A 26371-nucleotide genomic window follows, 5' to 3' on the forward strand; every position below is an offset into this window, starting at 1 on the left:
GGCGCACGCTTGCGATTCCCTTCTGCTCACCGCTTCATGACCCCGATCAAGTTCATCCTTCGCTACACGGCGATCCCGTTCACGGCCATCGTCGCCGTGGTGATCTGGACTGTCATACCATCGTCGAAAGAGATCGATGCGAGACAATATGCGGCGCTGTCGCGCGCGTACGCGAGTTTCCCGCTGCCGTTCCGGCGCGAGATCTCGGACACGATGGCGGACGGCACGATCAACGACCGGCGCTACCAGTCACTCGTGCGCGATTCGCTGGGCAATGGCGTCGCGCTGGACTGGCCGGCGTCGGGCGTCGGCGGCGTCGCCGACGAGCGGCAAAAACTGGCCGAACTGATTCAGGCCGATTCGGATCTTCAAAGGCAACGGCAATGAAAACCCTGTTGGTTTCTGTGGCATTCGCGATGATCATCGCGAGCCTGATCTTCGCGCTGTACTTCATGAATCACGATCGCGGCAAGTCCAAGCGGATGGCGTGGTCGCTCGCCGCGCGCGTCGGGTTGTCGGTCACGCTGTTTCTGTCGCTGCTGATCGCGTACAAGCTCGGCTGGATCGAACCGACCGGGTTGCCGATCGGGCGGTGAACCCGCCGGACGCCTCGCGGCATGCGGGGCGTTTTCGCGAACGCAGGTTTGTGTTCACAATAGAGCTATTGTGATAAGAATACTTATCCCGATGGTGGTGATGCGAATGCGTGGCATCGACGGAATCGCACCATCGCGTGTCCGAGAGACGCGGTCACGACGCTAGCTGGCCGACTCGTTCGTCACGTCATGACGATAGGCGCGCGGCGAGCAACCGACGATGCGTTTGAACGCATGGCCGAACGCGCTATCCGAGTCGTAGCCGAGCCGCTGCGCGATCGCCGAGATCGACGCGTTCGTTCTGCGTAGTTCGCGCATCGCCAGCTGTATCCGCCACCGCAGCACGTATTCGAGCGGCCCGAACCCGAGCCGCCGCTTGAAATGCAGCGCGAACGTCGAACGCGACACGTGGCAGCAGGCCGCCAGTGCGTCGACGGTCCAGCGTCGTTCGGGCGCGGCGTGAATCGCGGCCAGCGCCGCGCTGACTCGCGAATCCGCGAACCCGGCCAGCCACCCGACATCGCCGTTCGCGCCGGCGTCCACATAGCGCCGCAGGATCTGCACGAGCATCATGTGTCCGAGATGCCGAACCATCAGCGACCCGCCCGGCGACGACGCGCCGAATTCCCGTGCGAGCTGCTGCAGCGACCAGCGCAACACCGCCGCCGGTTCGGAATCGCCGCTCACGATCACCACGGGCGGCAGGTTGCCGAGCAGCAGCGGCATGCCTTCCTCGTAGGCGAAGCGGCCGCCGATCAGAAAGCAGTCGGCCGGTTCGCCATAGTGCGCGATACCGTGTTCGACATGCCGGTACACGTCGGCGACAGGCACCGGCGCGACAGACGGATCGCTCGCCAGCGAAAATGCCCGCGGCGCGGCGAGCAGGAAGCAGTCTCCCGCGTGTAACCGGACGGGCGGTCCCGCACCGTCGACGGTCAGCCAGCAACTGCCTTCGACCACCGCGTTGAACTTGATCCCGTCGGGCGGGGGAAGGTCGACCGCCCACGGGCCGCCGGCCCGCAGGCCGGTGAAAAACGAGTCGCGCGTTTCCAGCAGCGACAGCACTTCCGATAGCGGGTCCACGCACAATCCCCGGACGATCTCGACGAAAAACCGGATTCTATTGCATTCACAGTCCGGGTGTGCCGCCGGAGAATGATCTCGTGCAGTGACGCGGCCGATGGGCGGCCGCGTGCTTCGCGCACCATTCCTGGAGCCTTCAATGACGAGCAGGCAGCACCCCCTTCATTCCGGATTCGGCGCGGCCTCGACGGCGAGCGACGTCCTGGCCGGCTTCGACCTGCGCGGCAAGACCGCCATCGTCACGGGCGGCCATTCGGGTCTCGGGCTCGAAACCACGCGTGCATTGGCGCAGGCCGGCGCGCGCGTCGTCGTCGGCGCACGGAGCGCCGCGGCCGCGCGCGAAGCGACGCACGGCATCGCCAGCGTGGAGATCGCGACGCTCGATCTCGCGGATCCCGCTAGCGTGGATGCATTCGCCGCGCGGTTCGTCGACGCGCGGCGCAACGTGCATATCGTCATCAACAGCGCGGGCATCATGGCGTGCCCGGAGACCCGCGTCGGCGACGGGCGGGAAGCGCAGATGGCCGTCAATCACCTCGGTCACTACGCGCTCGTCAACCGGCTGTGGCCTGCGCTCGCGCACGGCGACGGCCAACCGGCTGTGGCCTGCGCTCGCGCACGGCGACGGCGCGCGCGTGGTCGCGGTGTCGTCGCTCGGGCACCGGCTGTCGCCGATCCGCTGGGACGATATCGAGTTCGCGCGCGGTTACGACAAATGGCTGGCGTACGCGCAGTCGAAAACCGCCAACGCATTGTTCGCGGTGCAGCTCGACGTGCTCGGCGCGCCGTTCGGCGTCCGCGCGTATTCGCTGCATCCCGGCAAGATTGCGACGCCGCTGCAGCGTCATCTGACGCGAGAGGAAATGATGGCGCAGGGCTGGGTCGACGAGCACGGCGTGCCGGTCGATCCGACGTTCAAGACGCCTGCGCAGGGGGCGGCAACCCAGGTATGGGCGGCGACGTCGCCGCGCATCGCCGAGCTCGGCGGCGTCTATTGCGAGGATTGCGACGTTGCGGTGGTGACGCGCGGCAACGAGGAATCGGGCGTGCGGCCGCATGCGATCGATCCGGAGGAGGCAGCGCGGCTGTGGGCGTGGTCCGCGGCAGCGACGGGCGTCGATGCCTTTGCGGCGCGGGGCTGACGCCCAAGCATTCGACGCACGCCGCGCGGGTATCGGCCGCGGCACGACACCCGCGCGCGGCCGCCTATCCGCGCGTCTGCCGTAGCGCGCGCCCCATTTCCGCGATCGGCATCGCGACGATCGAATTCAGCAACCGCATTTCCCCGGCGTCCGGATGCGCGATGTGCCGCACGTCATCGAGCGTCTGTTCGACGTGACGATCGAGGGGTTCGCGCAATCAGCGTGCTAGCCGCCATGGCTGCTCCTGCGGCGTTGCGCGGCCTTCAGCGCGGTGGCTTCCGAAATCTCGACCGCCGACTCGGCGTACAGGCGCACGCCGAGCTCGCCCAGCAGCAGCATGACCTTGCCGATTTGCGCGGTCGGCTTGCCGCCTTCCACCTGGCTGATGAATTTCGGGGACAGCCCGGTCGCGTTCGCGAGTTCGTCCCGCGTGAACCCCTGCTGGATCCGCGCCGCGCGAACGAGGTGGGCGAGCGCACCGATCGTGTCGACGGACTGAGGCTCCGACATGACGTTCTCCGTGCTTCCTATCTGATCGGGAACAGCATTGCAGAATTGCCGAGCCGGGCGTCGTTTCGTACCCGAGCGGGAACCGAGTGTCGGGAATTTGCCGCAGAGAGCGTGTCCGTATCTGATCGGATACGAAGAAGGAGGGGCGGCCGTCGGGGCCCTTGCCGCTGCATGGCCGTGAAAGCGGTGCACGATTCGAGTCCGTGCGGCACGCTCGCTCGAACGCACATCGTCCGGTCAGCGCAAACCGCGGGCCAAGACGACGGTGGTCCTTCCTACTGTGGCCCGGTGCTCGCCGAACGTCACTTTCTACAATTCCATCCTCCACGCTACACGCGCCGGCACCCCCTGAAAGCAGGCCCGATCCTTGCGACCGGCAAGCGTCGGCGGCGGCGTTCACGCCCCGACACATGACGATTTGCACGGGAGGCGCGTATGGAGCCGATGCCGGTCGTACTGCAGTGGCACGACGTTCTCGTCAGGATCGCGCTGGCGCTCGTCGCGGGCGGACTGATCGGCGTCGATCGCAGCGAATCCGGCAAGACGGCCGGCCTGCGCACGACGATCCTCGTCTGTCTCGCCGCGTGCCTGTCGATGCTGCAGGTCAATGCGCTGCTGCTGCAGGCGGGCAAGCCGGAGGGTGCGTTTTCGGTGCTCGACCCGATGCGGCTGCCGCTCGGCATCCTGACCGGGATGGGCTTCATCGGCGGCGGCGCGATCCTGCATCGCGACGGCCTGGTGTCCGGCGTCACCACGGCCGCGACGCTGTGGTTCGTGACGGTCATCGGGCTGTGCATCGGCGGCGGCCAGTTGTCGCTCGGCGCGCTCGGGCTGGTGCTCGCGCTGCTGGTCGTCTGGCCGCTGCGGTTCGTCGAGCGGCGCTTGCGGGGTGTCAGGACCGCGCTGGTCACGATCGAATATCCGCCGGGCTCGGCGGTGCGCGAACAACTGGCCGCGAAGCTGCGCGACGCGGGCTTCACGTGCCGGACGAAAAGCTTTTGCGAAGCGGCCGCACGCGCGGTGCGCGAGGAAGAACTGTTCGTGCAGTGGCGCGAAGCGAGCGGCGCCGACGCGATGCTGAAGCAGCTGATGCGGATCGTCGAGTCGGCCGGCCTGACGTCGGTCCGCTGCTCGACGGAGAACTGACCCGCGCGGCGGCCGGAACGCGCGATGCTCGGGCTGCTGGCCGCCGTGGGCGGCTTGCCAAGGAGCGAAACATGACACGTGTATCGGAAGGGATGACACGCGACGCCGCGACCATCGGCCCGACGCCGAGCCTGCGCGACGCGGCCAGGCGGATGAGCGACCTGAACGTCGGCGCGCTGCCTGTATGTGACGGCGCGCATGGCGGGGATGATCGGAGAACGTAGCAGACGCGCAAGCAGTATGCCGACACCGATTGCAGTCAACGACGCGACGAAACGGTCGGGTGCCGCGCGCACGATGCCGTAGCATTTCTGCATGCCTTTCATCATCGCCGGCTTGTATGCTGTTGCCATCGCGGGAATGCCGGAACTGATCGATCCCGGTATGAGACAGAGGTGCCGGCGGGCGAAAAGGATTCGCGCGTCGATAAAAAATCATGAACGGCGGCCACGCAGGCGCGCACGGGTTGCTCGATACTGCGTGCGCCGCCTGACGACGGTTACTGCCTGATTCCTTCCGCCTGGATGTGCAGTGTCGTCTTGAGGCTGAACCCGTAGTCCTTGCCGTCGCTCATCCCGAAATCGCCTCGGTCGAATGTTGCGGTGGCTTCCGTGCCACATACTTCCTTTTTCAACATCGGGTTCTGGAAGCACTTGAACGACTGGAGCTTGAGGTTCAACGGCCGCGTCACGCCATGCATCGTCAGCGTTCCGACAACTTCGCTCGGTTGCGAGCCGCGAAACACGATTCGGGTTCCCTTGTAGACGGCCGTCGGGAATTTTTCGACATCGAAGAACTTGTCCGATTTCAGATCGCCGTCGAGCTGCGTACTCCCCGTATCGACCGACGAAGTCTGGATTGTTACGTCTACCGTGCCGGTTTTGGCTGCACGGTCCAGTACGACGGTTCCGCTGCTTTTCGTGAATTTGCCGCGCCAGATCGATACGCCGCCAAAGTGATCCGCCTCGAAACTGGGGTAGGTATGGTTGGGATCGAGCTGATAGGTTTCGGATGCGTGAACGCTCGCGGCCATGGTAAGGCTCAACGCGGACAGAACGGGAATAACGAATTTTTTCATGATGTTTTCCTGATGATCTCTTCCAGTTATTCGGCAGACTTCGGCGGATTGGTCGTCGAGAAGATATAGCGGGCAAATTGCCATGTGCCGTCCTTCGAGCGATGGAAGATGAAGATCTCCTGGTTGCCTTCAGCGCTTTGCTTGCTGGTGCTCAGCACAGTTTGCGTGCCGCTGGAATGGGTTCTGGCAAACGCCCAGTCGTTCGAAAGCCGCTTGACTTCGTCGATCTTGAACGTCACGTTCAGCTTGATCGTCTTGAAGATGGTGTCATAGGCCTTCCGGACGTTGTCCTTGCCGATCACCGTCGGAAAGCTCTGCGGCATGAAAACCGCATCGTCGGCATACAGCTTCATCACCTCGTCGGTATTCGACGTATTCAGCGCCTTCTCGTATCGATGAAGCTGGCTGGTAATCGCTTCGGTTGTCGCGCGATTGCTTTCGGGTTGCGCCGCCGATGCGGCGACCGGCAGGAAGGCAAGCGCCAGGACCGCAGAAACGACCGATGTGTTCAGTTTCTTGTACATGGCAACCTCTGGATGAAATGATGCGTAAAGGAGCCTGACGGGACGGATCGCAACATGCGTCCCGTCCAGGTCATCACACGCGAACGACAAGCTTGCCGAGCGCGCGGTTGCTTTCGATCAGCTCATGGGCCTTCCGGACCTCGTCGAACGCGAAGGTTCGCTCGAGTGACGAAGGCAGGCGCTTGTCAGCGATGTCGTCTGCAATCATCCGCAGTGGCGTGTTGTCGAGCGGCAGCGCCGGTGTGCCGAACAGTTGGCTCGGGAAAAAACTCAACCGCACCGCGGGCGGCAGGTCCGCCATCAGATTGAACTGCTCGAGCACGGGCGGCCCGCCGAGCAGCCCGATAACCGTGACGGCGCCGAACGGGCGCAACGTCTTCGCCGTGTCGCGCACGGTCGATGCGCCGACGATTTCGAGCGCCGCGTCGATACCTTCGGGAAAAAGGCGCTGCACGTCGTCGGCGATCGTGCCGGAATCGACGACGACCTTGTCCGCGCCGGCCCGGAACAGACGCTCTTCATTCCTGGCGGAGCGCGTCGTCGCCACCACGTGAAGGCCAGACACCTTCGCATACGTTACGGCGGCGAGGCCGACCGTCGACGTCGCGCCGCGTACCAGCAGCGTCTGGCCCGCCTCGATGCCGAGGCTTCGGTGCAGCGCGCCCCAGATCGTCAGGTAAGCCTGCGGCAGCGCTGCGAGCTCTTCCCACGACAACGTGGTGCCGTCCAGATCGATCACGTTGCTACGCAATACGGTCACTTCTTCGGCATAGCTGCCGTGCCGCGTAAACTGCAAGCCACCCATTGCAGTTGCGACGCGCTGACCGATCCGGAACTTGCCGGACGCATCTTCGACGATTTCGCCGACTGCCTCGATGCCAGGCACCCGCGGCCCATCGATCGGGCCCATCTTGCCGGCGCGCAGGTACGTTTCGGCGCGGTTGAGACCAAAGGCGCGCACATGGATACGAACTTCATCGGCATTCGGCGCGACCGACGGAATGTCGCGAATTTGCAGGACGTCGGGGCCGCCGGCCCGTTCAATTACATAAGCTCTCATGATGTCTTCTCGTTTCAGGATGGAGTAGCCGGCCAGTCGACGCGTGGGGAAACAGCGCCGACCGGCGTCATTGCATTACGCGAACGTCAGCACGTCGGATGTGGACTTGCGGGGTTTCTGCGGCCAGTTGCCCGGGGCTGCGTAGCCCACGGTCACGAGCATCACCGGCACGTCGGTCGATTTCAGGTCGAACGCAGCAGCAACGGCCACCGGATCAAAACCGATCATCGGCCCCGACGCGAGCCCGCGATCCTGCGCGGCGAGCATCAGCGTCATCGCGGCAAGCGATGCCGAGCGCACGGCCTCGTCGCGCTGGAACGCGGGGTTGTCGCCATACATGCTGTTGGCGGCGCCGACCCAGCCCTCGTAGATGCCCTGGTCGAGAATGCCGCGTTCGACGGACGGCTTCAGCGCGGCGGGCAGCGTGATGTGCGGCTCGAGCGTGCCGCACACGATGAAGGTCACTGCCGCATCGACCACCTTCTGCTGGCCGTAAGCGAGCGGCAGCAGCTTTGCCTTGCCAGCCGCGCTGCGTACGGCGACAAACTTCCAGTTCTGGAGATTGAAGGCGGACGGCGCAGTCGTTGCGAGTTGGATCAGTTCGTCGATCTGCTGGTCGGTCAACGAGCGGGCGGAGTCGTACTTGTTGGTGGAAATCCTTGATTTCAAAAGTGTTTCAATGCTGGGCATCACGATCTCCTTTGATCGGGTGAGGGAGCAAGGAGGCCACTATGCGGGTTCGACTATCTGTCTGGAACCACCAAAACCGATACACTTCCTGTCAAATTTGAGAGGATGATATGGACCTGAATGCCGTCGAGATGTTTGTGACCGTGGTGCAAGCCGGCAGTCTGTCCGCCGCCGCGTCACGCACCGGCGTGCCGTTGCCGACCTTGAGCCGACGGATGCGGGAGCTCGAGAAGCAACTGAATGTCCAGTTGCTCGAACGGTCGGTGAGGGGCACCAAATTGACGGATGCCGGTGTCCGGCTCTACGAACATGCGAGCCGCGGTATCGAAGCACTGGCGGAAGCGAAGGAGGCGGTGGTCAGCGCGCAGCATCAGCTCAAGGGCTTCCTGCGCATCTCGTTGCCGCCGACGTTCGATATCTGGTGGGATTTGCTGGCAGCGTTCCAGATGCGCTTTCCGGGCATCAGGCTGTTTGTCTACACGACGGAGCGGCGTGTCGACCTGATCGTCGACGGCATCGACGTGGCATTGCGGGTCGGTACGATCGAGCACGAGTCGATGGTGGCGCGGAAAATCCTGCGCTACCGACATCGGCTGGTTGCCAGTCCCGCGCTGCTCGAGCAGTACGGTTATCCGTCAACGCCGGAGGACCTGCATTTGCTGCCGTGTGCGACGTGGGGCCTGGCTGCCTATATGCAGCCGGTCTGGCACCTGGGTGACACGCCATTCCATCCGCGTCCGTTGTTCTCCACGAACGATTACGCGCACCTTCGCCGCCGCGCGCTCGCCGGGCACGTCGCGACCGAGTTGCCGCCGTTTCTCGTCGATGAGGATCTCCGTGCGCAACGGCTCGTCGCATTGCTCGACGCGTATCCGTTGCAGGAGCAGGAGATCAATCTGCTATATCCGTCTCACCGCCATCCCTCATCGGTCGTGCGAGCCTACCTCGAATTTTGTCAGGAATACTGGAAGGATCCCGTACGCGCCGATTTGTATCGCTAGCCGGGTATCGATGCCGATGCTGCGCCGCGTCTCGCTGCAGTGCGCGTTGGGCCTGCGTCCGACCCGGACAGCGACATGGAGCCACTGATCGACAAGGACAACGTTGCGCGGGTGAACAGGGCAGTCGACAGGGCGATTGCGGCAGGAACCTCCCGTCATCGGCACCGGTTGAACGATTCCGCCCCCCGATCTGCGCCGTATGCGCGAGCAGCGATCTTTATCACCGCAGCAGATAAACGTATCCGAATCGCTTCGTTGACGCACGCCGGCACGCCCTCGTAGATTCGCGTTTTGACCGAATCAGGGGCCGTGCCGTGACGACTACCGCCATCCGCGACGCCGCAACGCTTTCCGCCGGGCATCCCGCCTTGCGGCCCGACGGCGCGGCGCAGCACTTCGACATCGTGCCGTTCGACGCGCCGCTCGGCGCCGAAGTGATCGGCCTGAACCTGTCGCAACCGCTCGACGCCGACGATTTCGCGCGCATCCATCGCGCGCATCTCGATCACCACGTGCTGGTGTTTCGCGACCAGCGCATCACGCCGGACGAGCACATCGCATTCAGCCGCCGCTTCGGCCCGCTGCAGATTCACGTGTTGCACCAGTTCGCGCTGGCCAGCCACCCGGAAGTGCTGATCGTGTCGAACATCGTCGAGAACGGCAAACCGGTCGGGCTCGGCGACGCCGGCCATTTCTGGCATTCCGACCTGTCGTACAAGGAAAAACCGAGCCTCGGCTCGCTGCTGCACGCACAGGAACTGCCGGCGGAGGGCGGCGACACGCTGTTCGCGAACATGCATCTCGCGTGGGACACGCTGCCGGCCCATCTGCGCCGCGCGATCGAAGGGCGGCGCGCCGAGCATACGTATCTCGCGCGCTATGCGGAACTGCAGGCGCGCAGCCCGTGGCGGCCCAACCTGTCGCCCGAGCAGATCGCGCAGGTCGCGGCGGTCGTTCATCCGGTCGTGCGCACGCATCCGGAAACCGGCCGCAAGGCGCTGTTCGTCAGCGAGCATTTCACGACGCGCATCGTCGGGCTGCCCGACGACGAAAGCCGCGCGCTGCTCGACGAATTGTTCGCGCACAGCGTGCGCGCCGAGCACCTGTATCGGCACGCATGGTGCGACCACGACCTGGTGTTCTGGGACAACCGTTCGCTGATGCATCTCGCCGCCGGCACGCCCGACCATCTGCGCCGCAAGCTGTACCGCACGACGATCGAAGGCGACGCGCCTTTCTGAGCCGCGCGCCGCGTCATTCATTTCTGCCCCTTCCTGACCGGAGTTCCGATGTCGTTTTCGTTCTTGCCGGCGCGTCGCGCGCTGGCGGCCACGCTCACCGCCGCGCTCGCCTTCGCGGGTGCGGCGATCCCGCAAGCCGCGCACGCGGAGGGCCGCATCCGCATCGCCGAGCAGTTCGGCGTCGTCTACCTGATGCTGAACGTCGCGCGCGACCAGCAACTGATCGAGAAGGAAGGGCGCAAGGCTGGCCTCGACATCAAGGTCGACTGGGTGCGGCTGTCGGGCGGCGCGGCCGTGAACGACGCGCTGCTGTCCGGCGCGGTGGACGTCGCGGGCGCGGGCGTCGGGCCGCTGTTGACCGTGTGGGACCGCACGCGCGGCCGGCAGAACGTGAAGGGCGTCGCGTCGCTCGGCAATTTTCCGTACTACCTCGTGAGCAGCAACCCGAACGTGAAGACGATCGCCGACCTGAGCGCGAAGGACCGCATCGCGGTGCCGGCGGTCGGCGTGTCGGTGCAGTCGCGCGTGCTGCAGTACGCCGCGGCGAAGCAGTGGGGCGACAAGCAGTTCGACAAGCTCGACGCGCTCACGCAGGCGATTCCGCATCCGGACGCGACGGCCGCGATTCTCGCGAACAGCAACGTGATCACCGGTCACTTCGGCAATCCGCCGTTCCAGGAACAGGAGCTCGCCGGCAACCCGAACGCGCACATCGTGCTGAATTCGTATGACGTGCTCGGCGGCCCGAGTTCGGCAACGGTGCTGTACGCGACCGAGAAATTCCGCGACGACAACCCGAAGACCTACCGCGCGTTCGTCGCCGCGCTGGCCGACGCCGCGCGCCAGATCGCGGCCGATCCGGAGCGCGCGGCCGATACCTATATTCGCGTGAACGCATCGAAGATCGATCGCGCGCTGCTGCTGAAGATCCTGCGCAATCCGCAGGTGCAGTTCAAGACCGCGCCGCAGAACACGCTGCCGCTCGCGCAGTTCATGCATCGCACCGGCGCGATCCGCAACGAACCGAAGTCGTGGCGCGACTACTTCTTCGACGATCCGGCGACGGCCGGCGGCAGTTGAGCGGCGCCGATGCTGCGACGCCGCGATCGACGCTTATGCGTCGGCACGGTTTCGATATGCGCAATCGATGGTTGGTCCGCACGACGGCCGGCCGTATGTTGATGCTTTTCCCGCAAGAGATTCGATCGTGAACGCCACTTCTCCCCGAACCTGGTTGCCGCCGTATGCGGCGCGTGGCGGCGCGGCGCCGGCTGCGTCCGCCGTGCCCGATACGCGTGCCGCCGCCCAGCCCGCGGCGCACGCCGCACCGGTCGGCACGCCCAGCGAACGCCTGCTGGCGATCGACCAGGTCAGCCTCGAATACCGCAGCGGCGAGCGGATCGTTCGCGCGACGCATCAGGTGAGCTTCGACGTGTACGGCAGCGACCGCTTCGTGCTGCTCGGTCCGTCGGGGTGCGGGAAGTCGACGCTGCTGAAGGCGATCGCCGGCTTCATCGAGCCCGTGTCGGGTTCGATCGCGCTCGACGGCCGGCCGGTACGCGGGCCGGGGCCCGACCGCATCGTCGTGTTCCAGGAATTCGACCAGTTGCCGCCGTGGAAGACGGTCGTCGAGAACGTCGCGTTTCCGTTGCGCGCCGCCGCGAAGCTGTCGCGCGCCGAAGCACGCGAGCGCGCGCTGCACTATCTCGACAAGGTCGGCCTCGGCACGTTTGCCGACGCCTATCCGCATACGCTGTCGGGCGGCATGAAGCAGCGTGTCGCGATTGCGCGGGCGCTGGCGATGCAGCCGCGCGTGCTGCTGATGGACGAACCGTTCGCCGCGCTCGACGCGCTCACGCGCCGCAAGATGCAGGAGGAACTGCTTAGGCTGTGGGACGAATTCCGCTTCACGCTGCTGTTCGTCACGCACTCGATCGAGGAGGCGCTGGTGGTCGGCAACCGGATTCTGCTGCTGTCGCCGCATCCGGGCCGCGTGCGCGCGGAGCTCAACAGTCACGAGCATTCGCTCGACAACGTCGACACCGGCGACTTCCGCGACAACGTCGCGCGGATCCACCGCCTGCTGTTCGACACCGACGTACCCCACGTACCGACGACGGAGGACGCCGCATCATGAGTACGATCGATCCGGTCCTGCCGCCGCTGCCGCCCGTGCGCGCCGAATACACGCGCACGCTCGACGCGCTGCCCGACGCCGAGCGCGCGGCGCCGGCGCCGCTGCTGCGCCGCATCGCTGGTGCCGCGTGGTTTCGCCGCAGCGTCATTGCGCTCGTGCTGATCGCCGTGTGGGAGATCGTCGCGCGCATCGTCGCGAACGATCTGCTCGTCCCGACCTTCGGCGCGACGCTGGCCGCGTTCGTGCAGGGCATCGAGTCGGGCGAACTGCTGGTCAAGACCGGCATCTCGATGTCGGTGCTGCTGCGCGGCTATGCGCTGGGCGTGCTGCTGGCGTTCGCGCTGACGTCGCTGGCGGTATCGACGCGCATCGGCCGCGATCTGCTGACGATGCTCACGTCGATGTTCAATCCGCTGCCGTCGATCGCGTTGCTGCCGATCGCGCTGCTGTGGTTCGGGCTCGGCACCGGCAGCCTGCTGTTCGTGCTCGTGCATGCGGTGCTGTGGCCGCTCGCGCTCAGCATGTATACCGGCTTCGCCGGTGTGCCCGCCACGCTGAAAATGGCCGGGCGCAACTACGGGCTCACGGGCCTGCGCCAGATCGCGCTGATCCTCGTGCCGGCCGCGCTGCCGTCGATCCTGTCGGGCCTGCGCGTGGGCTGGGCGTTTGCATGGCGCACGCTGATCGCGGCCGAGCTCGTGTTCGGCGCGAGCGCGGGGCAGGGCGGGCTCGGCTGGTACATCTTCCAGAACCGCAACGAGCTGTATACGGACCGCGTGTTCGCGGGCCTCGCGGCCGTCATCGTGATCGGGCTGCTGGTCGAGAACCTCGTGTTCGATACGCTCGAACGCGTGACCGTGCGGCGCTGGGGTATTCAGCACTGACGCGTTCGGGCGCGATCAATCTGCGATCAATCCCGGCGCATGCATAACGTAAGCTGAAATCGGTTTTTCACGCGCGGCGGGTGCGTCCCTATACTCAGCGGACGCCGTGTAACGGATGCCGCGTCGCGCCCTGCCGCGACGCTCCCCGATCTGCCCGAACAAGGACCTGCCGAATGACTGCCCGTGATGCCGTCGATCCGCGCGACGCATTGCGCGACGCGCTCGCCGCACTGCCCGATCTCGCGACCGCGATCGGGCAGGATGCCGCACCACGCGAGGCGCGTCGCGAACTGCCGTTCGAAGGCTTCGCGATCTTCCGGCGCTCGGCGCTGGGCGCGCTGCGGATTCCGGTCGCACGCGGCGGCCTCGGCGGCACGCTGGTCGACCTGTTCGATACGATCGCGACGCTGGCGGCCGCCGATTCGAATCTCGCGCACGCGCTGCGCATCCACTACGACCAGACCGAGACGCTGCGGCTGTCGCCGCGCACGGCGTTCAACGACGTGCAGCTCGAGCGCGTGCTGGCCGGCGCGATCTTCGGCGGCGCGTCGACAGAGCGCGGCACGTCGCGCCCGGGCGAGAACACGACCGTGCTGCGCCGCGACGGCGCGCACCATCGCGTGACGGGCCGCAAATACTATTCGACGGGCACCGCGTTTGCCGATTTCGCGCGCATCAACGTGGAGAACGAGCAGGGCGACGCGCTCGCCGTGATCATCCCCGTGGCGCGCGACGGCCTGCAGGTGCTCGACGACTGGGACGGCATGGGCCAGCGCATGACCGCGAGCGGCAGCCTGTTGCTGAACGACGTGCCGGTGTTCGCGGACGAAGTGGCCCCACGCGACGGATCGACGCTCGTCGGCCGTCATTGCGGTGCGCTGCGGCAGCTTCATCTCGTCGCGACGGGCGCGGGTATCGTGCGCAACGTGGTGGCCGACGCGCGCCGCTACGTGCTCGCGCACGGCCGTCCCGCGCTGCACAGCCCGGCGCCCACCGCGCGCGACGATCATTTCATCCAGCAGATCGTCGGCGAGCTGTCCGCGCATAGCCATGCGATCGACGCGCTCGTGCGAGAAAACGCGCGCGCGCTCGACCGTTCCGCCGACGCGATCGAAGCGGGCGCTGCCGATGCCGATGCGCTCGTGCTCGACAGCGCGCTCGCGACCGCGCGCACGCAACTGATCGTCAGCAAGCTCGCGCTGCATGCGGCCGAGCGGCTGTTCGAAGTGGGCGGCGCGTCGGCGACGGCGCGCGAGCACAACTTCGACCGCCACTGGCGTAACCTGCGCACGATCTTCAGCCACAACCCGCTGCTGCACAAGGCGCGGGTGGTCGGCGATTACGAATTGAACGGCGTGACGACGCACCTGACCGAAGGGCGCGTGTTCTGACGACGGCCGCCGACGGCCGTTGCGCCGTCGCGCCGGGTTTCAGCTTCGACGTCAACGCCGCAAGCCGGCTTCGCGCAGCAGCGGCAGCACGCGCGCGCCGAAGAAGTCGAGATCGGGCTTGAAGTCGTAGAAACTCAACTGGATGCCGTCGATGCCCGCGCGGTGCAGCCGCACGATGGTATCGGCGACTTCGTCGGGCGAGCCGGTGATCGAGATGTTGCCGCCGATCGCGCGCGCGGCGGCCTGCGCACGCTGCTCGAACCCGCCGCGCCACGCATGGGCGTCGCTGTCGAAGCGATGGAAGCTGCCTTCGTCGGCATGCGCGACGATCGCGTCGCGGTACGCGCGCGCTTCGGCCGCCGTCTCGCGGCAGATCACGAGCGGATTCAGCAGCGTGCGGATCGTGCGGCCGCGCGCGGCGGCCGCCGCCTTCACGCGTGCGGTATGCGCGGGCAGCGCGTCGATCGCGCGTTCGGCGTCGGGGCCGGCCGGACTCGTGACGAACACGATGTCCGAATAGCGCGCGGCGAACGCGATGCCCGCGTCGGAACCCGTCGCGTTGATCAGCAGCGGGCGGCCGTAGCGCGGCTTCGGCGTCACGAATGCGCCGCCCAGCCGCCAGCTCGACAGTTCGGGCGTGTAGCTGAAATTGTCCGGTTGCGCCCACAACTGCTGGACCGCATCGAGGAATTCCGCGGCCATCTCGTAGCGCCGGTCGTGTTCGATCCGGTTCCAGCCGAACATCTCGTGCTCGATCGCGCGGTGGCCGGTCACCACGTTGATGCCCCAGCGCCCGCGCGAGATGTGGTCGAGCGTCGCGGTGAACTTCGCGAAATGCAGCGGATGCCACGGCCCGTAGAGCACGTGGCTCGTCGCGACGAGGATGATCCGTTCGGTGCGCGCGGTCAGCGCGGCCAGCGTCATGAACGAGTCGAGCGCCTGGCCGTCGAACACGCCGCCGTAGCCGCCTTTCGGCAACCACTGCGACAGCGCGAACACGAGATCGAAGCCGAGCGCTTCGGCGCGCGCCACCAGATCGGCGTTGTAGTCGAACGTCCAGTCGGTCGAGCGCGGCAGCGTCGACGCGCTCCATCCGCCGGCCTGGATCGGCAGGAACAGCCCGAGCATCAGCGGCTGCGCGAGGGTGCGCGAGACGGGGCTGTCGGGGAACTCCGCCGGCGAACGAACGCCGACGAACGGCGACGGCGCGAGCGGGGCGGCGAGGGAGGGATCGCTCATCACGGGGTCCTTGCTGACAGGTGCGACGCGATGCGCGCGGATGGGCTGCCTGATGCGGCCGATGCGGCGGCAAGCGGAGTGGGGCGCGTCATAGCTTGCCTGGCCTCGGGTCCGGTACGAAGCCGTCGCGGTTCGGCATCTGCACGCGCGGCAGCGTGCGCGCGTCGAGCCGGGCGTCGTCGGGCACGATGCCGTTCAGGTGGAGGACGTACGCGGTGACCGCATAGACGTCGTCCGCGCTCAGCGATTGCGGCGCGTTGTACGGCATCGCACGGCGAATGTAGTCGAACAGCGTCGTCGCGTACGGCCAGTAGCTGCCGACCGTTTTTTTGGGTTTCGCGCTCGCGAGCGAGCCGATGCCGCCGACGAGCGGATCGCCGACGCCGCCTTCGCCGCCGGCGCCGTGACACATCGCGCATTTGTCGGCGAACACGTGGCCGCCGCGGGCGACCGTGCCCGCGCCGGGCGGCAGGTCGCTGCCGTCCGGCGCGACGTCGATGTCCCACGCCGCGAGCGCCGCGCGGTCGACCGGCTGTCCGAGGCCGAAGCCGGCGCCGAATGTGCCCGACGTCATCGCGCAGGACGCAAGCAGGCAAGCGAGCGGCTTACGCATTGCGCACCTCGCCGTCCGTGCCGACGCGCCAGTTCTGGATGCCGTTGTAGTGATACTGCGAGTTCAGGCCGCGCGCGGCGACGAGCGCGTCGCGGGTCGGCTGCACGTAGCCGGTCTCGTCGGTCGCGCGGCTTTGCAGATCGGCCGGCTCGCCGCGCCACGCCCAGTCGGCCTCGAAGCGCGTCAACGCGCGGTCGCGTACGTCGCCGGCGAGCCGTGCGGGTCGCCACGTGCGACCGCCGTCGGTCGAGACGTCGACGGCGCGAATCCGGCCGCGGCCCGACCACGCGTAGCCGCTGATCGGGTAATAGCCGTGCGCGGCGAGCCGATGGCCGGCCGACGGCCGCGTGATGACCGACTTCGCGTCCATCTCGAACACGAACTGGCGCGCGCAGCCGTCGGGCAGCAGATTCGTGTATTTCGACGTTTCCTCGCGCGTCATCTCCGGCGCGCGCACCAGCTTCAGCCGTCGCAGCCACTTGATGTTCGTGTTGCCTTCGAAACCCGGCACGATCAGCCGCACCGGGTAGCCGTTCTCCGGGCGCAGCCGTTCGCCGTTCTGCGCATAGACGACCAGCGCGCGCTCGAGGATCCGGTCGAGCGGCAGGCTGCGCGTCATCGCCGCGCCGTCCGCGCCTTCGGCGAGCAGCCAGCGTGCGGCGGGATCGATGCCCGCTTCGTCGAGCAGCGTCGACAGCCGGACGCCGGTCCATTCGCAGCACGACAGCAACCCGTGCGTGAACTGAACCGGCAGCCCGCTCGGGCCGTTCCATTCGCTGCCCGTGTTGCCCGAGCATTCGAGGAAGTGGATCCGCGATTCGGACGGAAAACGCAGCAGATCGTCGAGCGTGAAGACGCGCGGCTCGCGCACGAGGCCGTGCACGACGACGCGATGGCGTTGCGCATCGATGTCCGGCACGCCCGCGTGATGACGCTCGTAGACGAGCCCGTTCGGCGTGATGTCGCCGAACAGGTCGGCGAGCGGCGTCATCGACGAGCCCGAACCGGGCAGCGCCGGCGTGCGGGCGCTGCGGCGAATCACGTCGCGCTCGTGCTGCCCCGGCATGCCGTACGGGGGCGACAGCAGCGGCGCACCGGGCGCGCGTGTCCACGGCGGCACATCGAGCGGCTGGCTCGCGAGCGCACCGCCGGCAGGCAGCAGCGCCGCCGCCCAGCCGCCGGCGAGCTGGCGCAGCGCCGCGCGCCGGCCGGGGCGCGAAGCACGGGGAGGAAAACGGGAATCGGTCATGGTCGAACGCGTGTTGCACGCGGGCGCCGCGCGCAGGGAAACGATCATTCTCGGCAACCGGGCGCGGCGCGGCAAACAACGATTCCCGCTTTGCTTATCGTGCCTATTGCGCCGCGCCCGATGCGGGTGCCGTCAGAACTTCACGCGCAGCCCGCTGACGAACGCGAGCTGGCGATTCGTCGACGACGCGCTGCCGATGTTCGAGATCGCCGCGACCTTGCGATAGCCGCCCGACGTGGCGGTGCTCGCGTCGCCGGCCGCGAGCTGGTAGATGCCCGACACATAGATATCGGTGCGCTTCGACAGCGCATAGTCGAACCCGAGCGTGAACTGGTGCCAGCGCGGCTTCAGCGTCTGGCCGCTCGTGCCCGGCAGGCCGCTCGCGCGCCCGTCGGTAAACGTATAGACACCGATCAGCGTGGCCGCCGGCGTAATCTGGTAGCGCGCGTTCACGTCGTAGTTGTTGAACTTGCGCGACGAGCCGTCGAGATAGTCGAGCTGCGTGTGGCTCCATGCGAAGCCGAGCGTCGCGCGGCCGAGCGCATAGTTCGCACCCACCGCGCCGATCTGCTGCTTCAGTACGCCGCCGTTCAGCCCGTAGAAGAACGCGCCGCTGTAGTCGTTGCCGGTGGTCGAGGTCGCGCCGCCCACCGCGCCGCTCGTATTCGACGTCGCGTTCGGATGGTTGAACCGCACATAGCCGCCGCCGAACGACAGCGGGCCGTTCACGTAGTTCGCCGATGCGCCCCACGCGTTGTTGTTCGAGAAGCCGGTGCCCGCGCCGCCATTGGCCTGGTTGCTGAATGCATAGAGCAGGTCGGCCGTGAAGCCGGCGATCGTGTCGCTGCGGAACTTCACCGCGTTGTTCAGCCGGAAGCTCTGGTTCATGTTGTCGTTGTCGCCCACGTGCGTGGCCGGCGACCAGAAACCCGACCCCGAGTACTGCGCGACGAGGTCGGTGATCGGCTCGTACTGACGGCCGAACGTCAGCGTGCCGAGGCCTTTCTTGCCGAGGCCCACGTACGCGGACCGGCCGAACAGGCGGCCGCCCTGGCCGAGCCCGCCGTCGCTCGGCCGGAACCCGCTTTCCAGCGTGAAGACCGCCTGCAGGCCGCCGCCGAGATCCTCCGCGCCTTTCAGGCCCCAGCGGCTGCCGCTCAGCTTGCCGCTCGTCTGCTGGATGTTGCTCGCGCCGCCCTGGTTGTTCGTATACGCGAGGCCGGCGTCGACCACGCCGTACAACGTCACCGAACTCTGCGCATGCGCGCCGACCGAACCGATCGAAACCAAACCCAGTACCACCGTATTTTTGATCATGACCATCCTCTGTTTTTATCAGTACGTTTGTGAGGATCACGATGCTATTGACGACGGGCGCGCCGATGAACGGCCGATCCGTGGTTTGTAAATCGCTGCGCGGCCGATTTGCAATGTGCGTTGCCGCCGGCCCGGCATGTGCGCTGCGATCGCGTCCGGCGCGCCTGCTGCGGCGAACGCATTGCGCGGACCGCGAACGTCGCTCGCCGGAAATGCACCTGTGCGGTCATATCGATCGATGAAATCGTTCGATATGCACAATACGCGTCGTTCGCATGACGATGCATTTACGCAACGACCCGCTAGGCGGCGACCGGCCGATGCGCTATGTGCGTTCGCATATCGATTCCGCAAAACGTTGGTAGGGCCGGGCGAGGCGCGACGGTAGAGTCTGGCATCCGGCCGCTGGCCGGCAGGCGTCGGGAACGGTGGCGCGCACAGGTGCGCGCGCTTCCCGACTGGGTCGATCTACGAGAAAGGAGCCGTTTGACATGAGTCGCGATGTGCTGTTTCTGCTGGAACCGGGCTTTGCCGATCCGAAGCATCCGGGCCAGCGCTTCGTCTGTCCGCATGGACTGCCGATCGAAGGGCTGCTGGCGAGCGCGCCCGATCTCGCCGCGCGTCTCGACGTGAAGCGCGTTGGTTTCGAGCGGCCGCGGCCTGCGGTGATCGACGCGCTCGACGACGCACACCAGGGCCTGCCGGTGCTCGTGCTGGGCCGCGACCGGCCCGCGCCGGACGACGCGCAGACGCTCGGCGACGTGCGCTTCGTCACCGACGCGCGCCGCATCCTCGAACTGCTGGCCGAGCGCCACGGCTTTCCGGCGCTGCATTGACGCGGCGGGTTCCACTTCTTATCCGATCGACAGGAGCATCCGATGTCGTCAATGTCGGCGGCACGTCGCCGCCTGCTGCTTGCCGGCGCCGCAGTCGCGGCGCACCCATTGGCCGCGTTCGCCGCGCCGGCCGCCGACGCCGATCTGGCCGGCACGACGTTGCGCGTCGCGACCTACAAGGGCGGCTGGCGCGCGTTGTTGCAGGCGGCCGGGCTCGGCGATACGCCGTACCGGATCGACTGGCGCGAGCTGAACAACGGCGTGCTGCATATCGAGGCGCTCAACGCGGATGCGCTCGATATCGGTTCGGGTAGCGAAATTCCGGCCGTGTTCGCCGCGCGCCAGAAAGCCAATGTGAGATTCATCTTGCGCGTGCGCGAAGACCTGAACAACCAGGTCACGCTCGCGCGCAAGGACACGCCGATCCGCAGCATCGCCGACCTGAAGGGCAAGCGTGTCGGCTATGTGCGCGCGACGACCTCGCACTATTTCCTGTATCGACAGCTGGCGGAAGCCGGCTTGACCTTCGACGACATCCAGCCGATCAACCTGTCGCCGACCGACGGGTTGTCCGCGTACGATCGCGGCGACATCGACGCGTGGGCGATCTATGGCTACAACGGCCAGCTCGCGCGCAATCGCTACGGCGCCCGCGTGCTGAAGACGGGGAAGGGCTATCTGTCGGGCAATTTTCCGGTGTACGCGAATCCGCGCACGCTCGACGATGCGCGTCGCCGTGCGGCGACGGGCGATCTGCTGCTGCGGTTCCGACGGGCGTATGCGTGGGCGAACGGGCATTTCCGCGACTATGCGCTCGCGCAGAATCGCGAGACGCGCGTGCCGGTTGCCGATCTCGTCACGATGTTCGACCAGCGCAGCGAAGACTACGCGCTGCTGCCGGTGACGCCCGACGTGATCGCGCAGCACCAGCAGGTCGCGGACGTGTTTGCCCGCATCGGCGTGCTGGACGGGCCGGCCCATGTCGCGCCGTTGTGGGATACGTCGTTCAATCCGGTGGTTGCGGCGGGGTGACGCGAGGAAACGGGAAGCGCGTGCGGGTCAGCGGTGATGCGGGTTGCGCCGGAAGATTCGGGCGGCCGGATCAGGAGAACGTCGTCGCGACCATGATGCCGAATACCACGCCGAGCGCGATCCCGCAGAGCCGGCCGTAGATCGATGCGCGAACGTTGTCGTCGAGCTCGAAAGGCGAGCGCTTGTGCTTCCATACCGTGCTGAATGCGACCGGACGCGTCAGCAGCGCAACGCACGCGATCAGCACGGGCGTGGCGACGAGCATCGCGACGCGCGGGCCGTTCCAGTCGACGCCGTGCATGGCCAGCGAAACCAGCGCGGCAAGCGGCACCTCGACGCACAGGCCCAGCAACGAACCGTTGACGAAGGAATCTCCCGGAGTCTGGAACATGATCGGTCCTGGGGGCGGGTGAAATCGGTGGCCGCGTGGGGCTTCCGATAGAACAATCAATAGCCGATACTCGACGGTCGGTCGACCGTGTTCGACATGAGCTGATCTGACGGCCGGATGTTAAGGCAAATTGTCGGCCGGTTGACGGTCATTCAAGTTATTTGACAAATGTTCCCGGGCGGAGGGCTTTTATGTCGCCCGGTCAACGTGTAACGTTCGGCAAGTGACCACAACGTTGCATCGGCGTGCCTCGAGGGCGGTTGTATTCCTGTTGCGTTCGTGGATTGGGGTGGTGACGAGCCAGCGGCATATTTCCCGCAGCCTGGGCTGGAAGCGAAAGAACGGGTGAATCGCCTGGTTGGTGGCCGATACCGGAAACGGGTGATCGCGATACGTTGTCGTGCGCGACCGCGCCCAAAATAAAACGCGATCAGAGATAGAAACCGAATCACCAGAATTCCATGCGGGGATACATTGACCAGCGATCAATTCGGGCTCGATAGTGCATACGACGCCTACCTTCGTGAGAAATCCGCGAGCGCCGGACTCGCGCTGGGCCGCGCGCTCAGGTTGTCGGGCCACGCGGAGGAAGCGATTCGAGTGGTGAAGGAGCTCGCGGATCGCGTCAAAGAGCCATTCTTTCGCGCGCAGATCGGCATTGATATGAATTATCTCGGCCTGTTTTCGCAGGCTGAAACGCTATTGACTCAAGCCATCACCGAACTTGATCATGAGCCTGATCTCAGAATCCTGAAGGTTGAACTCGCGATCTCGCAATACGCTCAAGGTCGTTTTCGGGAGGCCCACGCCCTGAGTCGACGACTACGCGACGCATGGAGTCGAGCCGCTATAGTTTCCAATATCTATCAGAGCAGTACCCTCGAGTACGAGAAAATCGTCGGCAAGCTTCTGCGATTCGACGAATCGGCCGCGGGGAAGCGTGTCCTCATCATTCAGGAGGGCGGGCTGGGTGACGTGATCATGTTCTCCCGGTATTTGCATCTCTTGCGGGACGAAGGTGCACAGGCCGTCGTATTGCAGGCGCGGAACACGCTGGCGCCGGTATTTTCCGCATTGGATTGGATCACCGTGGTAGACGATGCCCGCAGCGCAATCGACCAAAGTGATTGCGTCCTCTGTACCTTTGATCTCTTTGTGCGCTATCAGGCGACGCCATACTTTCCCAGCTACACCGATTCATACTTGCAGGCGCCGGCTGGACGAGAAATGACGACGCGGGTTGCCGACATTTTCAAAAATCGACGCCACGGAGTGCGCGAGATAGGCCTGATTTGGCGTAGCGGTACCGCGGTACGCCACGAGCCCTATCGATCCATCTCGCTGGAGCAACTTGCGCCATTGTTCGGCGCGCCCGGGAGTCGCTTCCATGCGCTGCAGTTCGGCAAGATCACCGAGGATGAATATGCGGTGCTCGATAAACACGGCATTGGCGTCATCAGCGACGAACTGAGCGATCTCGGTGACACGGCCGTCGTCCTCGATGCACTCGATTTATTGATTACAGTGGATACCGGGCCCGCCCACCTCGCCGGCGCGCTCGGACGGCCAGTATGGGTGTTGCTGTCGGCAGCATGCGATGAGCGCTGGTCCAACAGTCATCGCGATACACCGTGGTACAGGTCAATGCAGTTGTATCGGCAGGCAACATTAGGTGACTGGAGCAGGCCGATATCGGAGATGGTGGAGATGTTGTCCGGCGATGATGCAATAGGGTAGCCGCTGTCGTCCACATACATCGTCAGCGAGCACTTCGTTCGAGTGAACGGTGATTCGTTCGGCTTGGCCGCGAGCCACGCGAATACGCTAGCCGTGACGTCGCGGCCGCCGTGCCGATTCGCGCCGCGCGCGTTCGTCAAACGGCGAAAATCCGGCGCTGGTAGTCGAGGATCAGGCGGTCGATGTCCTGATCGGCGCGCCGCGGCTGGCTTTTCGGCTCGAGCCAGAGCCACCGCATCATCCGGTAGCGCGCCTCGACGCACATCAGCCATGCGTCCCAGTCCGACCAGTGTCGCAACAACGGGATGTTGCGAATGTCGCGCAGCCCGTCGCGGATCTCGTAGACGTTGAAGTACTTGCTCGCGCGCTGACTCAATTCGTCGAATGCGCGCGCGGCTTGCTCCGGGTCGGAAAGCAGAAAATCGTGGATCTCGATGATCACGTGGCTGCCGGAGAGCTGTTCCAGCAGCGCGTCGTCGAACAGGTCGAACTCTGCGCCTTCGATATCGCACAGGATGACCCGCCCGGCCGGCTCCCCACCGTGCTCCGACAGAATCGCGGGCAGGTTGCGATCGGCCTTGCCGTAGACCGCGACGCGGTCCGCCAGCCCCATTTCCGCGGCGCGATGCTGGATCGCGTGGCGGCGCTGCTCGTCCATCTCGAAACACAGGCTGCGCGCGAAGACGTTGTTCCTGACCAGGCCGATGCCGAAAATCCCGTCGGCGGCCCCGAGGTCGACCAGCACCTTGTCGGGCGATCCGAGCGCTTCGAGGATCGCGCACACGGCGATCTCGTAGGTGCCGAGCAGGTAGCCGCCGACCGCGACTTCCGCCCAATGACTGAAGCCGATCGGAAACCCGCGCAGGATGCCGTACTGGACGATCGAGCCCGTCTGCTCGCGCAGTAACTGCGACAGATAGTGCAGGCGAAGATTCGCGGCCTGGATCGAGCTTTGGCTGAAATACTGCGCGTGGTCCATTTTTATCGTTCTCTCGGGGTGAAGAAGCGCGTCGGGAAGGGCGGCGATGGCGGGAGCATGCCGCGGATGCGGCGCGCGTCGTCCTGCCTGGGACCAGAATATAACGCGTTGTCGGTCCGTTCAGGAAGCCGGCTTCCCGAGCGGCGACGTCAATACGATGGAGCGGTGTTCACGCGGAGCGTCCGGTTGAGCGGTTCGCGAATACTTTGCCCATGCGAGGCCGGCACTCTCCCGTCATTCACCGAGCGTCGCGTGACCACGACCGAATCGCTTTCCTCCAAAGCGACGTACCGCCACGCGACGCCCGGCGTTCAACACCTACACACGCACCGTCAATTCACCCCCACCGCACTCCACGCGCGCGCGACCGTCGCGCTTTCGGCCGAGTTCGCGCCGTACAGGTCGTTCGCCGCCTGGATCGACGCACGCCGCGCGTTCGGGTAGCTCGAGTTGGCGTTCAGGTACACGGTCAGCGTCCGGTACCAGATCTTGCCGGCCTTGTCGCGCCCCAGCCCGCTGAAGGTCGTGTCGCCGTTGCAGACCAGTTGCGCTCTCGACAGGCCGGTGTCGGTCGACGGCACCGACGGGCCTTCCGACAGCAGGTAGAAGAAGCGGTTGCCGACCCCCGACGTGAAATGCGGATCGTGACGCGGATTCGACCACGAGAAGCCGCCGGACGGGTAGCAGCTGAACGACCGGCCGTCGAGATCCTGCTTGTACATCTTGCGCAGGCCGCCGCTCACCACGCGCGCACCGATCACGTAGTTGCCGGGATCGTTCGGGTTGTTCGCGTAGAACTTCACGAGCGTGCCGAAAATGTCGGACGTCGATTCGTTCAGGCCGCCCGCGTCGCCCGAATAGTTCAGGTTGGCGGTGGCCTCGGTCACGCCGTGACTCATCTCGTGCCCGGCGACGTCGACCGATACCACGGGTTTCGGCAGGCGAGTGCCCGGCTCGCCGTCGCCGTACGCCATCACGCGCGACGACAGCCATGCCGCGTTCGCGCCCGTCGTGCCGCTGCCGGTATTGAACACCACGTGAGCGTAGCTCTTCACGCCGCGGCCGTCGTTGAAGATGCCGTTGCGGTTGTGCGTGGTCTTGTAGTAGTCCCAAGTCAACGCGAGCCCGTAGTCGATGTCTGCCGCGACGGTCTGCCGGTCGGTGGTCGCGTTGTTGCCCCACACGTTCGTGCTGCTCGTGAAGATCGGCAGGTCGGTCGCTTGCTCGACTTCGTCCGAGCTGAGACCGCGACCATCGTAGACCGAGCCGCCGCCGCGACCCGGATCGAGCATCCGGTACGCGTTCGTGCCGGTCTGGTCCGTCGTGAGCGTCAGGTTGCCGTAGTACAGCGAGCGGCCGGTGCCGGTCGCGGCGGCGGTCTTGATCAGGTCCTGGGCGTCGAGCACGGTGCCGGTGCGTGCATCGACGTAGTACAGCACGGCGTCGCCGTGCGTGTCGGTCGCCTTGCCGTAAACGCGCACCGCATAGGCCAGCGTCGGCGTGACGTCGCGTGCGAACACGACGAGTTCCGCGTCGTCGATGCGGCGCACGTCCGAGTCGAAGCGCGCGGCCGCGATCTGTCTGGCCCGCGTCGCGCCCACGTCGGGTGCGTTGCGTACCACGGCGCGGTTCCCGACCTTGCCGATCGTGCCGGCGAGGTTGATCGGCGCGAGCTGGGTCACGCTGGCCTGCTTCAGTTGCCCCTTGCTCGAATGGACGACCACGTCGCCGCCTATCACGGGCAGGCCCGCATGGAACCGGTCGAAGCGCACGTGCTCGGTGCCGTCGGGATCGACGATCACGTCGCGTACCTGGAACTGATCGCCATCGGTCGGTGCGGTTGCTTGCGGCCCCGCGAACTTCAACGTACGTGCCGTGCCGCTGACAGCCACGCTGAAGGCGGCCGGGTTCTGCTGGATCAGTTGCAGCGCCTTGTCGACCGCAGCCGGCTGGTCGCCGGCCTGGGCAAAAGCACTGAGACTCGCGATGGTAATCGCGGCGATGGGCAGCAGTCGAGACAGTTTCTTCATGTAATTCCCCAGGTTATGAATGGGTTTGTTCGAGGAATGCATCAAGTGATGACTTTTAAACAAGACATGTCGCGAACAGCAGGGGGATGCTAGGAGGTCGTTTTTATAATTACAAGATATTTTATATGATATTAATTTTTCATGTCGTTGTCGTTAATCAGGTCTGGATTTGGTGAGGAATGTGAAATGATCGTGTCGGCTGCGCTGGATGCAACGGGCGGCGCATCGGCGGCGTGTGGCGGCGGAGGTTTGCGATATTCGCGCCAAGCAGGACGTGGCGCGAGGCAAAAAAACGGCCAGGGGAGCGACGCGAACCTGAATTAAAAAGATCGCTGAAATTTTCTTTATTAAATATTGGTTTTGATTGTTGCTATTCCGTCAGGCCGTGGCGCATTCGATGCGCGGAAGCCATCATCATTGGCGTGCTGGAGAAAAATCCATTTCTCGTGTCGAGGCCGACAACTT

General features: G+C 65.7%; 25 protein-coding genes and 3 pseudogenes. 14 read left to right on the forward strand and 14 right to left on the reverse strand.

From position 1 onward, the window contains the following. Positions 1-36: 36 nt before the first annotated feature. On the forward strand, positions 37-387 hold the full coding sequence (locus HWX03_RS28240) for a hypothetical protein (RefSeq protein WP_175821510.1): 351 nt from the start codon (positions 37-39) through the stop codon (positions 385-387). Then, complete coding sequence (locus tag HWX03_RS28245; RefSeq protein ID WP_006489184.1) at positions 384-596, forward strand: twin transmembrane helix small protein; 213 nt, start codon at positions 384-386, stop codon at positions 594-596. The genes HWX03_RS28240 and HWX03_RS28245 overlap by 4 nt, the downstream gene beginning before the upstream one ends. A gap of 162 nt (positions 597-758) precedes the next feature. Here HWX03_RS28245 and HWX03_RS28250 read toward each other — a convergent pair whose 3' ends face one another. Further along, on the reverse strand, positions 759-1679 hold the full coding sequence (locus HWX03_RS28250) for an AraC family transcriptional regulator (protein ID WP_175873522.1): 921 nt from the start codon (positions 1677-1679) through the stop codon (positions 759-761). A gap of 139 nt (positions 1680-1818) precedes the next feature. Between HWX03_RS28250 and HWX03_RS28255 the strand changes: the two are divergent. After that, positions 1819-2821: pseudogene (locus HWX03_RS28255) on the forward strand (SDR family NAD(P)-dependent oxidoreductase). Between the two features lie 64 nt (positions 2822-2885). On the opposite strand, the pseudogene HWX03_RS28260 reads toward HWX03_RS28255, so the two are convergent. Continuing rightward, positions 2886-3032, reverse strand: a pseudogene (locus HWX03_RS28260) (type II toxin-antitoxin system HipA family toxin); the annotation flags it as partial. A gap of 14 nt (positions 3033-3046) precedes the next feature. Next, positions 3047-3331, reverse strand: coding sequence for a helix-turn-helix domain-containing protein (locus HWX03_RS28265; protein ID WP_175873523.1), 285 nt, complete (start codon positions 3329-3331; stop codon positions 3047-3049). A 435-nt stretch (positions 3332-3766) separates the two neighbouring features. Between HWX03_RS28265 and HWX03_RS28270 the strand changes: the two genes are divergently transcribed. Both HWX03_RS28270 and HWX03_RS28275 read left to right on the forward strand, forming a co-directional pair. Then, on the forward strand, positions 3767-4477 hold the full coding sequence (locus tag HWX03_RS28270) for an MgtC/SapB family protein (RefSeq protein ID WP_175873524.1): 711 nt from the start codon (positions 3767-3769) through the stop codon (positions 4475-4477). A 71-nt stretch (positions 4478-4548) separates the two neighbouring features. Further along, a pseudogene (locus tag HWX03_RS28275) lies at positions 4549-4699 on the forward strand (CBS domain-containing protein); the annotation flags it as partial. A 277-nt stretch (positions 4700-4976) separates the two neighbouring features. Here the strand turns inward: HWX03_RS28275 and HWX03_RS28280 are convergent. From HWX03_RS28280 to HWX03_RS28295, 4 genes are all read right to left on the reverse strand, one after another. Continuing rightward, positions 4977-5555 carry a YceI family protein gene (locus HWX03_RS28280; RefSeq protein ID WP_175873525.1) on the reverse strand — a complete coding sequence of 193 codons (579 nt, stop codon included), beginning with the start codon at positions 5553-5555 and terminating at the stop codon, positions 4977-4979. A 26-nt stretch (positions 5556-5581) separates the two neighbouring features. Further along, the gene (locus HWX03_RS28285; protein ID WP_175821284.1) at positions 5582-6079 is read right to left on the reverse strand and encodes an SgcJ/EcaC family oxidoreductase; all 498 of its coding nucleotides are present in this window, start codon (positions 6077-6079) and stop codon (positions 5582-5584) included. Positions 6080-6152: 73 nt separating this feature from the next. Continuing rightward, positions 6153-7139: a zinc-binding dehydrogenase gene (locus HWX03_RS28290; protein WP_175873526.1), complete on the reverse strand. Its 987-nt coding sequence runs from the start codon at positions 7137-7139 to the stop codon at positions 6153-6155. Between the two features lie 75 nt (positions 7140-7214). Continuing rightward, positions 7215-7829 carry a nitroreductase family protein gene (locus HWX03_RS28295; protein ID WP_175873527.1) on the reverse strand — a complete coding sequence of 205 codons (615 nt, stop codon included), beginning with the start codon at positions 7827-7829 and terminating at the stop codon, positions 7215-7217. A 110-nt stretch (positions 7830-7939) separates the two neighbouring features. On the opposite strand from HWX03_RS28295, the gene HWX03_RS28300 reads away from it, so the two are divergent. The 6 genes from HWX03_RS28300 to HWX03_RS28325 all read left to right on the forward strand — a co-directional run bounded on the left by HWX03_RS28300 (position 7940) and on the right by HWX03_RS28325 (position 14483). Next, positions 7940-8830, forward strand: coding sequence for a LysR family transcriptional regulator (locus HWX03_RS28300; RefSeq protein WP_175821281.1), 891 nt, complete (start codon positions 7940-7942; stop codon positions 8828-8830). Positions 8831-9144: 314 nt separating this feature from the next. Further along, positions 9145-10071: a TauD/TfdA family dioxygenase gene (locus HWX03_RS28305; RefSeq protein ID WP_175873528.1), complete on the forward strand. Its 927-nt coding sequence runs from the start codon at positions 9145-9147 to the stop codon at positions 10069-10071. A 48-nt stretch (positions 10072-10119) separates the two neighbouring features. Beyond that, positions 10120-11151: an ABC transporter substrate-binding protein gene (locus HWX03_RS28310; RefSeq protein ID WP_059794265.1), complete on the forward strand. Its 1032-nt coding sequence runs from the start codon at positions 10120-10122 to the stop codon at positions 11149-11151. Positions 11152-11218: 67 nt separating this feature from the next. Next, positions 11219-12208, forward strand: a complete 990-nt coding sequence (locus HWX03_RS28315; RefSeq protein ID WP_175873529.1) for an ABC transporter ATP-binding protein — start codon at positions 11219-11221, stop codon at positions 12206-12208. Next, positions 12205-13092 carry an ABC transporter permease gene (locus HWX03_RS28320; RefSeq protein ID WP_175873530.1) on the forward strand — a complete coding sequence of 296 codons (888 nt, stop codon included), beginning with the start codon at positions 12205-12207 and terminating at the stop codon, positions 13090-13092. The genes HWX03_RS28315 and HWX03_RS28320 overlap by 4 nt, the downstream gene beginning before the upstream one ends. A gap of 173 nt (positions 13093-13265) precedes the next feature. Next, a complete protein-coding gene (locus HWX03_RS28325) occupies positions 13266-14483 on the forward strand; it encodes an acyl-CoA dehydrogenase family protein (RefSeq protein ID WP_175873531.1) in 1218 nt (405 codons plus the stop codon). 51 nt (positions 14484-14534) lie between these two features. Here HWX03_RS28325 and HWX03_RS28330 read toward each other — a convergent pair whose 3' ends face one another. The 4 genes from HWX03_RS28330 to HWX03_RS28345 form a co-directional block, all read right to left on the reverse strand. Beyond that, complete coding sequence (locus HWX03_RS28330; RefSeq protein ID WP_175873532.1) at positions 14535-15722, reverse strand: LLM class flavin-dependent oxidoreductase; 1188 nt, start codon at positions 15720-15722, stop codon at positions 14535-14537. Positions 15723-15810: 88 nt separating this feature from the next. Next, positions 15811-16335: a cytochrome c gene (locus tag HWX03_RS28335; RefSeq protein ID WP_175873533.1), complete on the reverse strand. Its 525-nt coding sequence runs from the start codon at positions 16333-16335 to the stop codon at positions 15811-15813. Beyond that, positions 16328-17584, reverse strand: a complete 1257-nt coding sequence (soxC, locus tag HWX03_RS28340; RefSeq protein WP_175873534.1) for a sulfite dehydrogenase — start codon at positions 17582-17584, stop codon at positions 16328-16330. Before soxC ends, HWX03_RS28335 begins: the two co-directional genes overlap by 8 nt. Before the next feature lie 132 nt (positions 17585-17716). Further along, positions 17717-18901 (reverse strand): porin, encoded by a 1185-nt coding sequence (locus tag HWX03_RS28345; RefSeq protein ID WP_175873535.1) that lies wholly within the window; start codon positions 18899-18901, stop codon positions 17717-17719. 491 nt (positions 18902-19392) lie between these two features. Between HWX03_RS28345 and HWX03_RS28350 the strand changes: the two genes are divergently transcribed. Next, a complete protein-coding gene (locus HWX03_RS28350) occupies positions 19393-19737 on the forward strand; it encodes a DUF3088 domain-containing protein (RefSeq protein ID WP_006481897.1) in 345 nt (114 codons plus the stop codon). A gap of 42 nt (positions 19738-19779) precedes the next feature. Further along, positions 19780-20769 (forward strand): ABC transporter substrate-binding protein, encoded by a 990-nt coding sequence (locus HWX03_RS28355; RefSeq protein ID WP_175873536.1) that lies wholly within the window; start codon positions 19780-19782, stop codon positions 20767-20769. A 70-nt stretch (positions 20770-20839) separates the two neighbouring features. Here the strand turns inward: HWX03_RS28355 and HWX03_RS28360 are convergent, their stop codons facing one another. Beyond that, a complete protein-coding gene (locus tag HWX03_RS28360; RefSeq protein WP_175873537.1) occupies positions 20840-21160 on the reverse strand; it encodes a hypothetical protein in 321 nt (106 codons plus the stop codon). 474 nt (positions 21161-21634) lie between these two features. Here HWX03_RS28360 and HWX03_RS28365 point away from each other — a divergent pair, with 474 nt between their 5' ends. Next, positions 21635-22897 (forward strand): glycosyltransferase family 9 protein, encoded by a 1263-nt coding sequence (locus HWX03_RS28365; RefSeq protein ID WP_175873538.1) that lies wholly within the window; start codon positions 21635-21637, stop codon positions 22895-22897. Between the two features lie 136 nt (positions 22898-23033). Here the strand turns inward: HWX03_RS28365 and HWX03_RS28370 are convergent, their stop codons facing one another. Next, entirely contained in the window at positions 23034-23876 is an 843-nt protein-coding gene (locus HWX03_RS28370; RefSeq protein ID WP_175873539.1) for a hypothetical protein, read from the reverse strand. Positions 23877-24208: 332 nt separating this feature from the next. Then, on the reverse strand, positions 24209-25906 hold the full coding sequence (locus tag HWX03_RS28375; protein ID WP_175873540.1) for a M4 family metallopeptidase: 1698 nt from the start codon (positions 25904-25906) through the stop codon (positions 24209-24211). Positions 25907-26371 lie beyond the last annotated feature (465 nt).

Origin of the sequence: Burkholderia sp. BCC0397, from assembly GCF_902832865.1 — a bacterium.
Lineage (GTDB): Bacteria > Pseudomonadota > Gammaproteobacteria > Burkholderiales > Burkholderiaceae > Burkholderia.

Excerpts from the sequence above, each read along its gene's own strand:
- HWX03_RS28345 (WP_175873535.1), bottom strand. The coding sequence starts at position 18,901 with ATGATCAAAAATACGGTGGTACTGGGTTTGGTTTCGATCGGTTCGGTC.
- HWX03_RS28295 (WP_175873527.1), bottom strand. The coding sequence starts at position 7,829 with ATGCCCAGCATTGAAACACTTTTGAAATCAAGGATTTCCACCAACAAG.
- HWX03_RS28330 (WP_175873532.1), bottom strand. The coding sequence starts at position 15,722 with ATGAGCGATCCCTCCCTCGCCGCCCCGCTCGCGCCGTCGCCGTTCGTC.
- HWX03_RS28370 (WP_175873539.1), bottom strand. The coding sequence starts at position 23,876 with ATGGACCACGCGCAGTATTTCAGCCAAAGCTCGATCCAGGCCGCGAAT.
- HWX03_RS28335 (WP_175873533.1), bottom strand. The coding sequence starts at position 16,335 with ATGCGTAAGCCGCTCGCTTGCCTGCTTGCGTCCTGCGCGATGACGTCG.
- HWX03_RS28290 (WP_175873526.1), bottom strand. The coding sequence starts at position 7,139 with ATGAGAGCTTATGTAATTGAACGGGCCGGCGGCCCCGACGTCCTGCAA.
- HWX03_RS28245 (WP_006489184.1), top strand. The coding sequence starts at position 384 with ATGAAAACCCTGTTGGTTTCTGTGGCATTCGCGATGATCATCGCGAGC.
- HWX03_RS28285 (WP_175821284.1), bottom strand. The coding sequence starts at position 6,079 with ATGTACAAGAAACTGAACACATCGGTCGTTTCTGCGGTCCTGGCGCTT.
- HWX03_RS28320 (WP_175873530.1), top strand. The coding sequence starts at position 12,205 with ATGAGTACGATCGATCCGGTCCTGCCGCCGCTGCCGCCCGTGCGCGCC.
- soxC (WP_175873534.1), bottom strand. The coding sequence starts at position 17,584 with ATGACCGATTCCCGTTTTCCTCCCCGTGCTTCGCGCCCCGGCCGGCGC.
- HWX03_RS28270 (WP_175873524.1), top strand. The coding sequence starts at position 3,767 with ATGGAGCCGATGCCGGTCGTACTGCAGTGGCACGACGTTCTCGTCAGG.
- HWX03_RS28355 (WP_175873536.1), top strand. The coding sequence starts at position 19,780 with ATGTCGTCAATGTCGGCGGCACGTCGCCGCCTGCTGCTTGCCGGCGCC.
- HWX03_RS28280 (WP_175873525.1), bottom strand. The coding sequence starts at position 5,555 with ATGAAAAAATTCGTTATTCCCGTTCTGTCCGCGTTGAGCCTTACCATG.
- HWX03_RS28265 (WP_175873523.1), bottom strand. The coding sequence starts at position 3,331 with ATGTCGGAGCCTCAGTCCGTCGACACGATCGGTGCGCTCGCCCACCTC.
- HWX03_RS28375 (WP_175873540.1), bottom strand. The coding sequence starts at position 25,906 with ATGAAGAAACTGTCTCGACTGCTGCCCATCGCCGCGATTACCATCGCG.
- HWX03_RS28315 (WP_175873529.1), top strand. The coding sequence starts at position 11,219 with ATGGTTGGTCCGCACGACGGCCGGCCGTATGTTGATGCTTTTCCCGCA.
- HWX03_RS28360 (WP_175873537.1), bottom strand. The coding sequence starts at position 21,160 with ATGTTCCAGACTCCGGGAGATTCCTTCGTCAACGGTTCGTTGCTGGGC.
- HWX03_RS28325 (WP_175873531.1), top strand. The coding sequence starts at position 13,266 with ATGACTGCCCGTGATGCCGTCGATCCGCGCGACGCATTGCGCGACGCG.
- HWX03_RS28300 (WP_175821281.1), top strand. The coding sequence starts at position 7,940 with ATGGACCTGAATGCCGTCGAGATGTTTGTGACCGTGGTGCAAGCCGGC.
- HWX03_RS28350 (WP_006481897.1), top strand. The coding sequence starts at position 19,393 with ATGAGTCGCGATGTGCTGTTTCTGCTGGAACCGGGCTTTGCCGATCCG.
- HWX03_RS28310 (WP_059794265.1), top strand. The coding sequence starts at position 10,120 with ATGTCGTTTTCGTTCTTGCCGGCGCGTCGCGCGCTGGCGGCCACGCTC.
- HWX03_RS28240 (WP_175821510.1), top strand. The coding sequence starts at position 37 with ATGACCCCGATCAAGTTCATCCTTCGCTACACGGCGATCCCGTTCACG.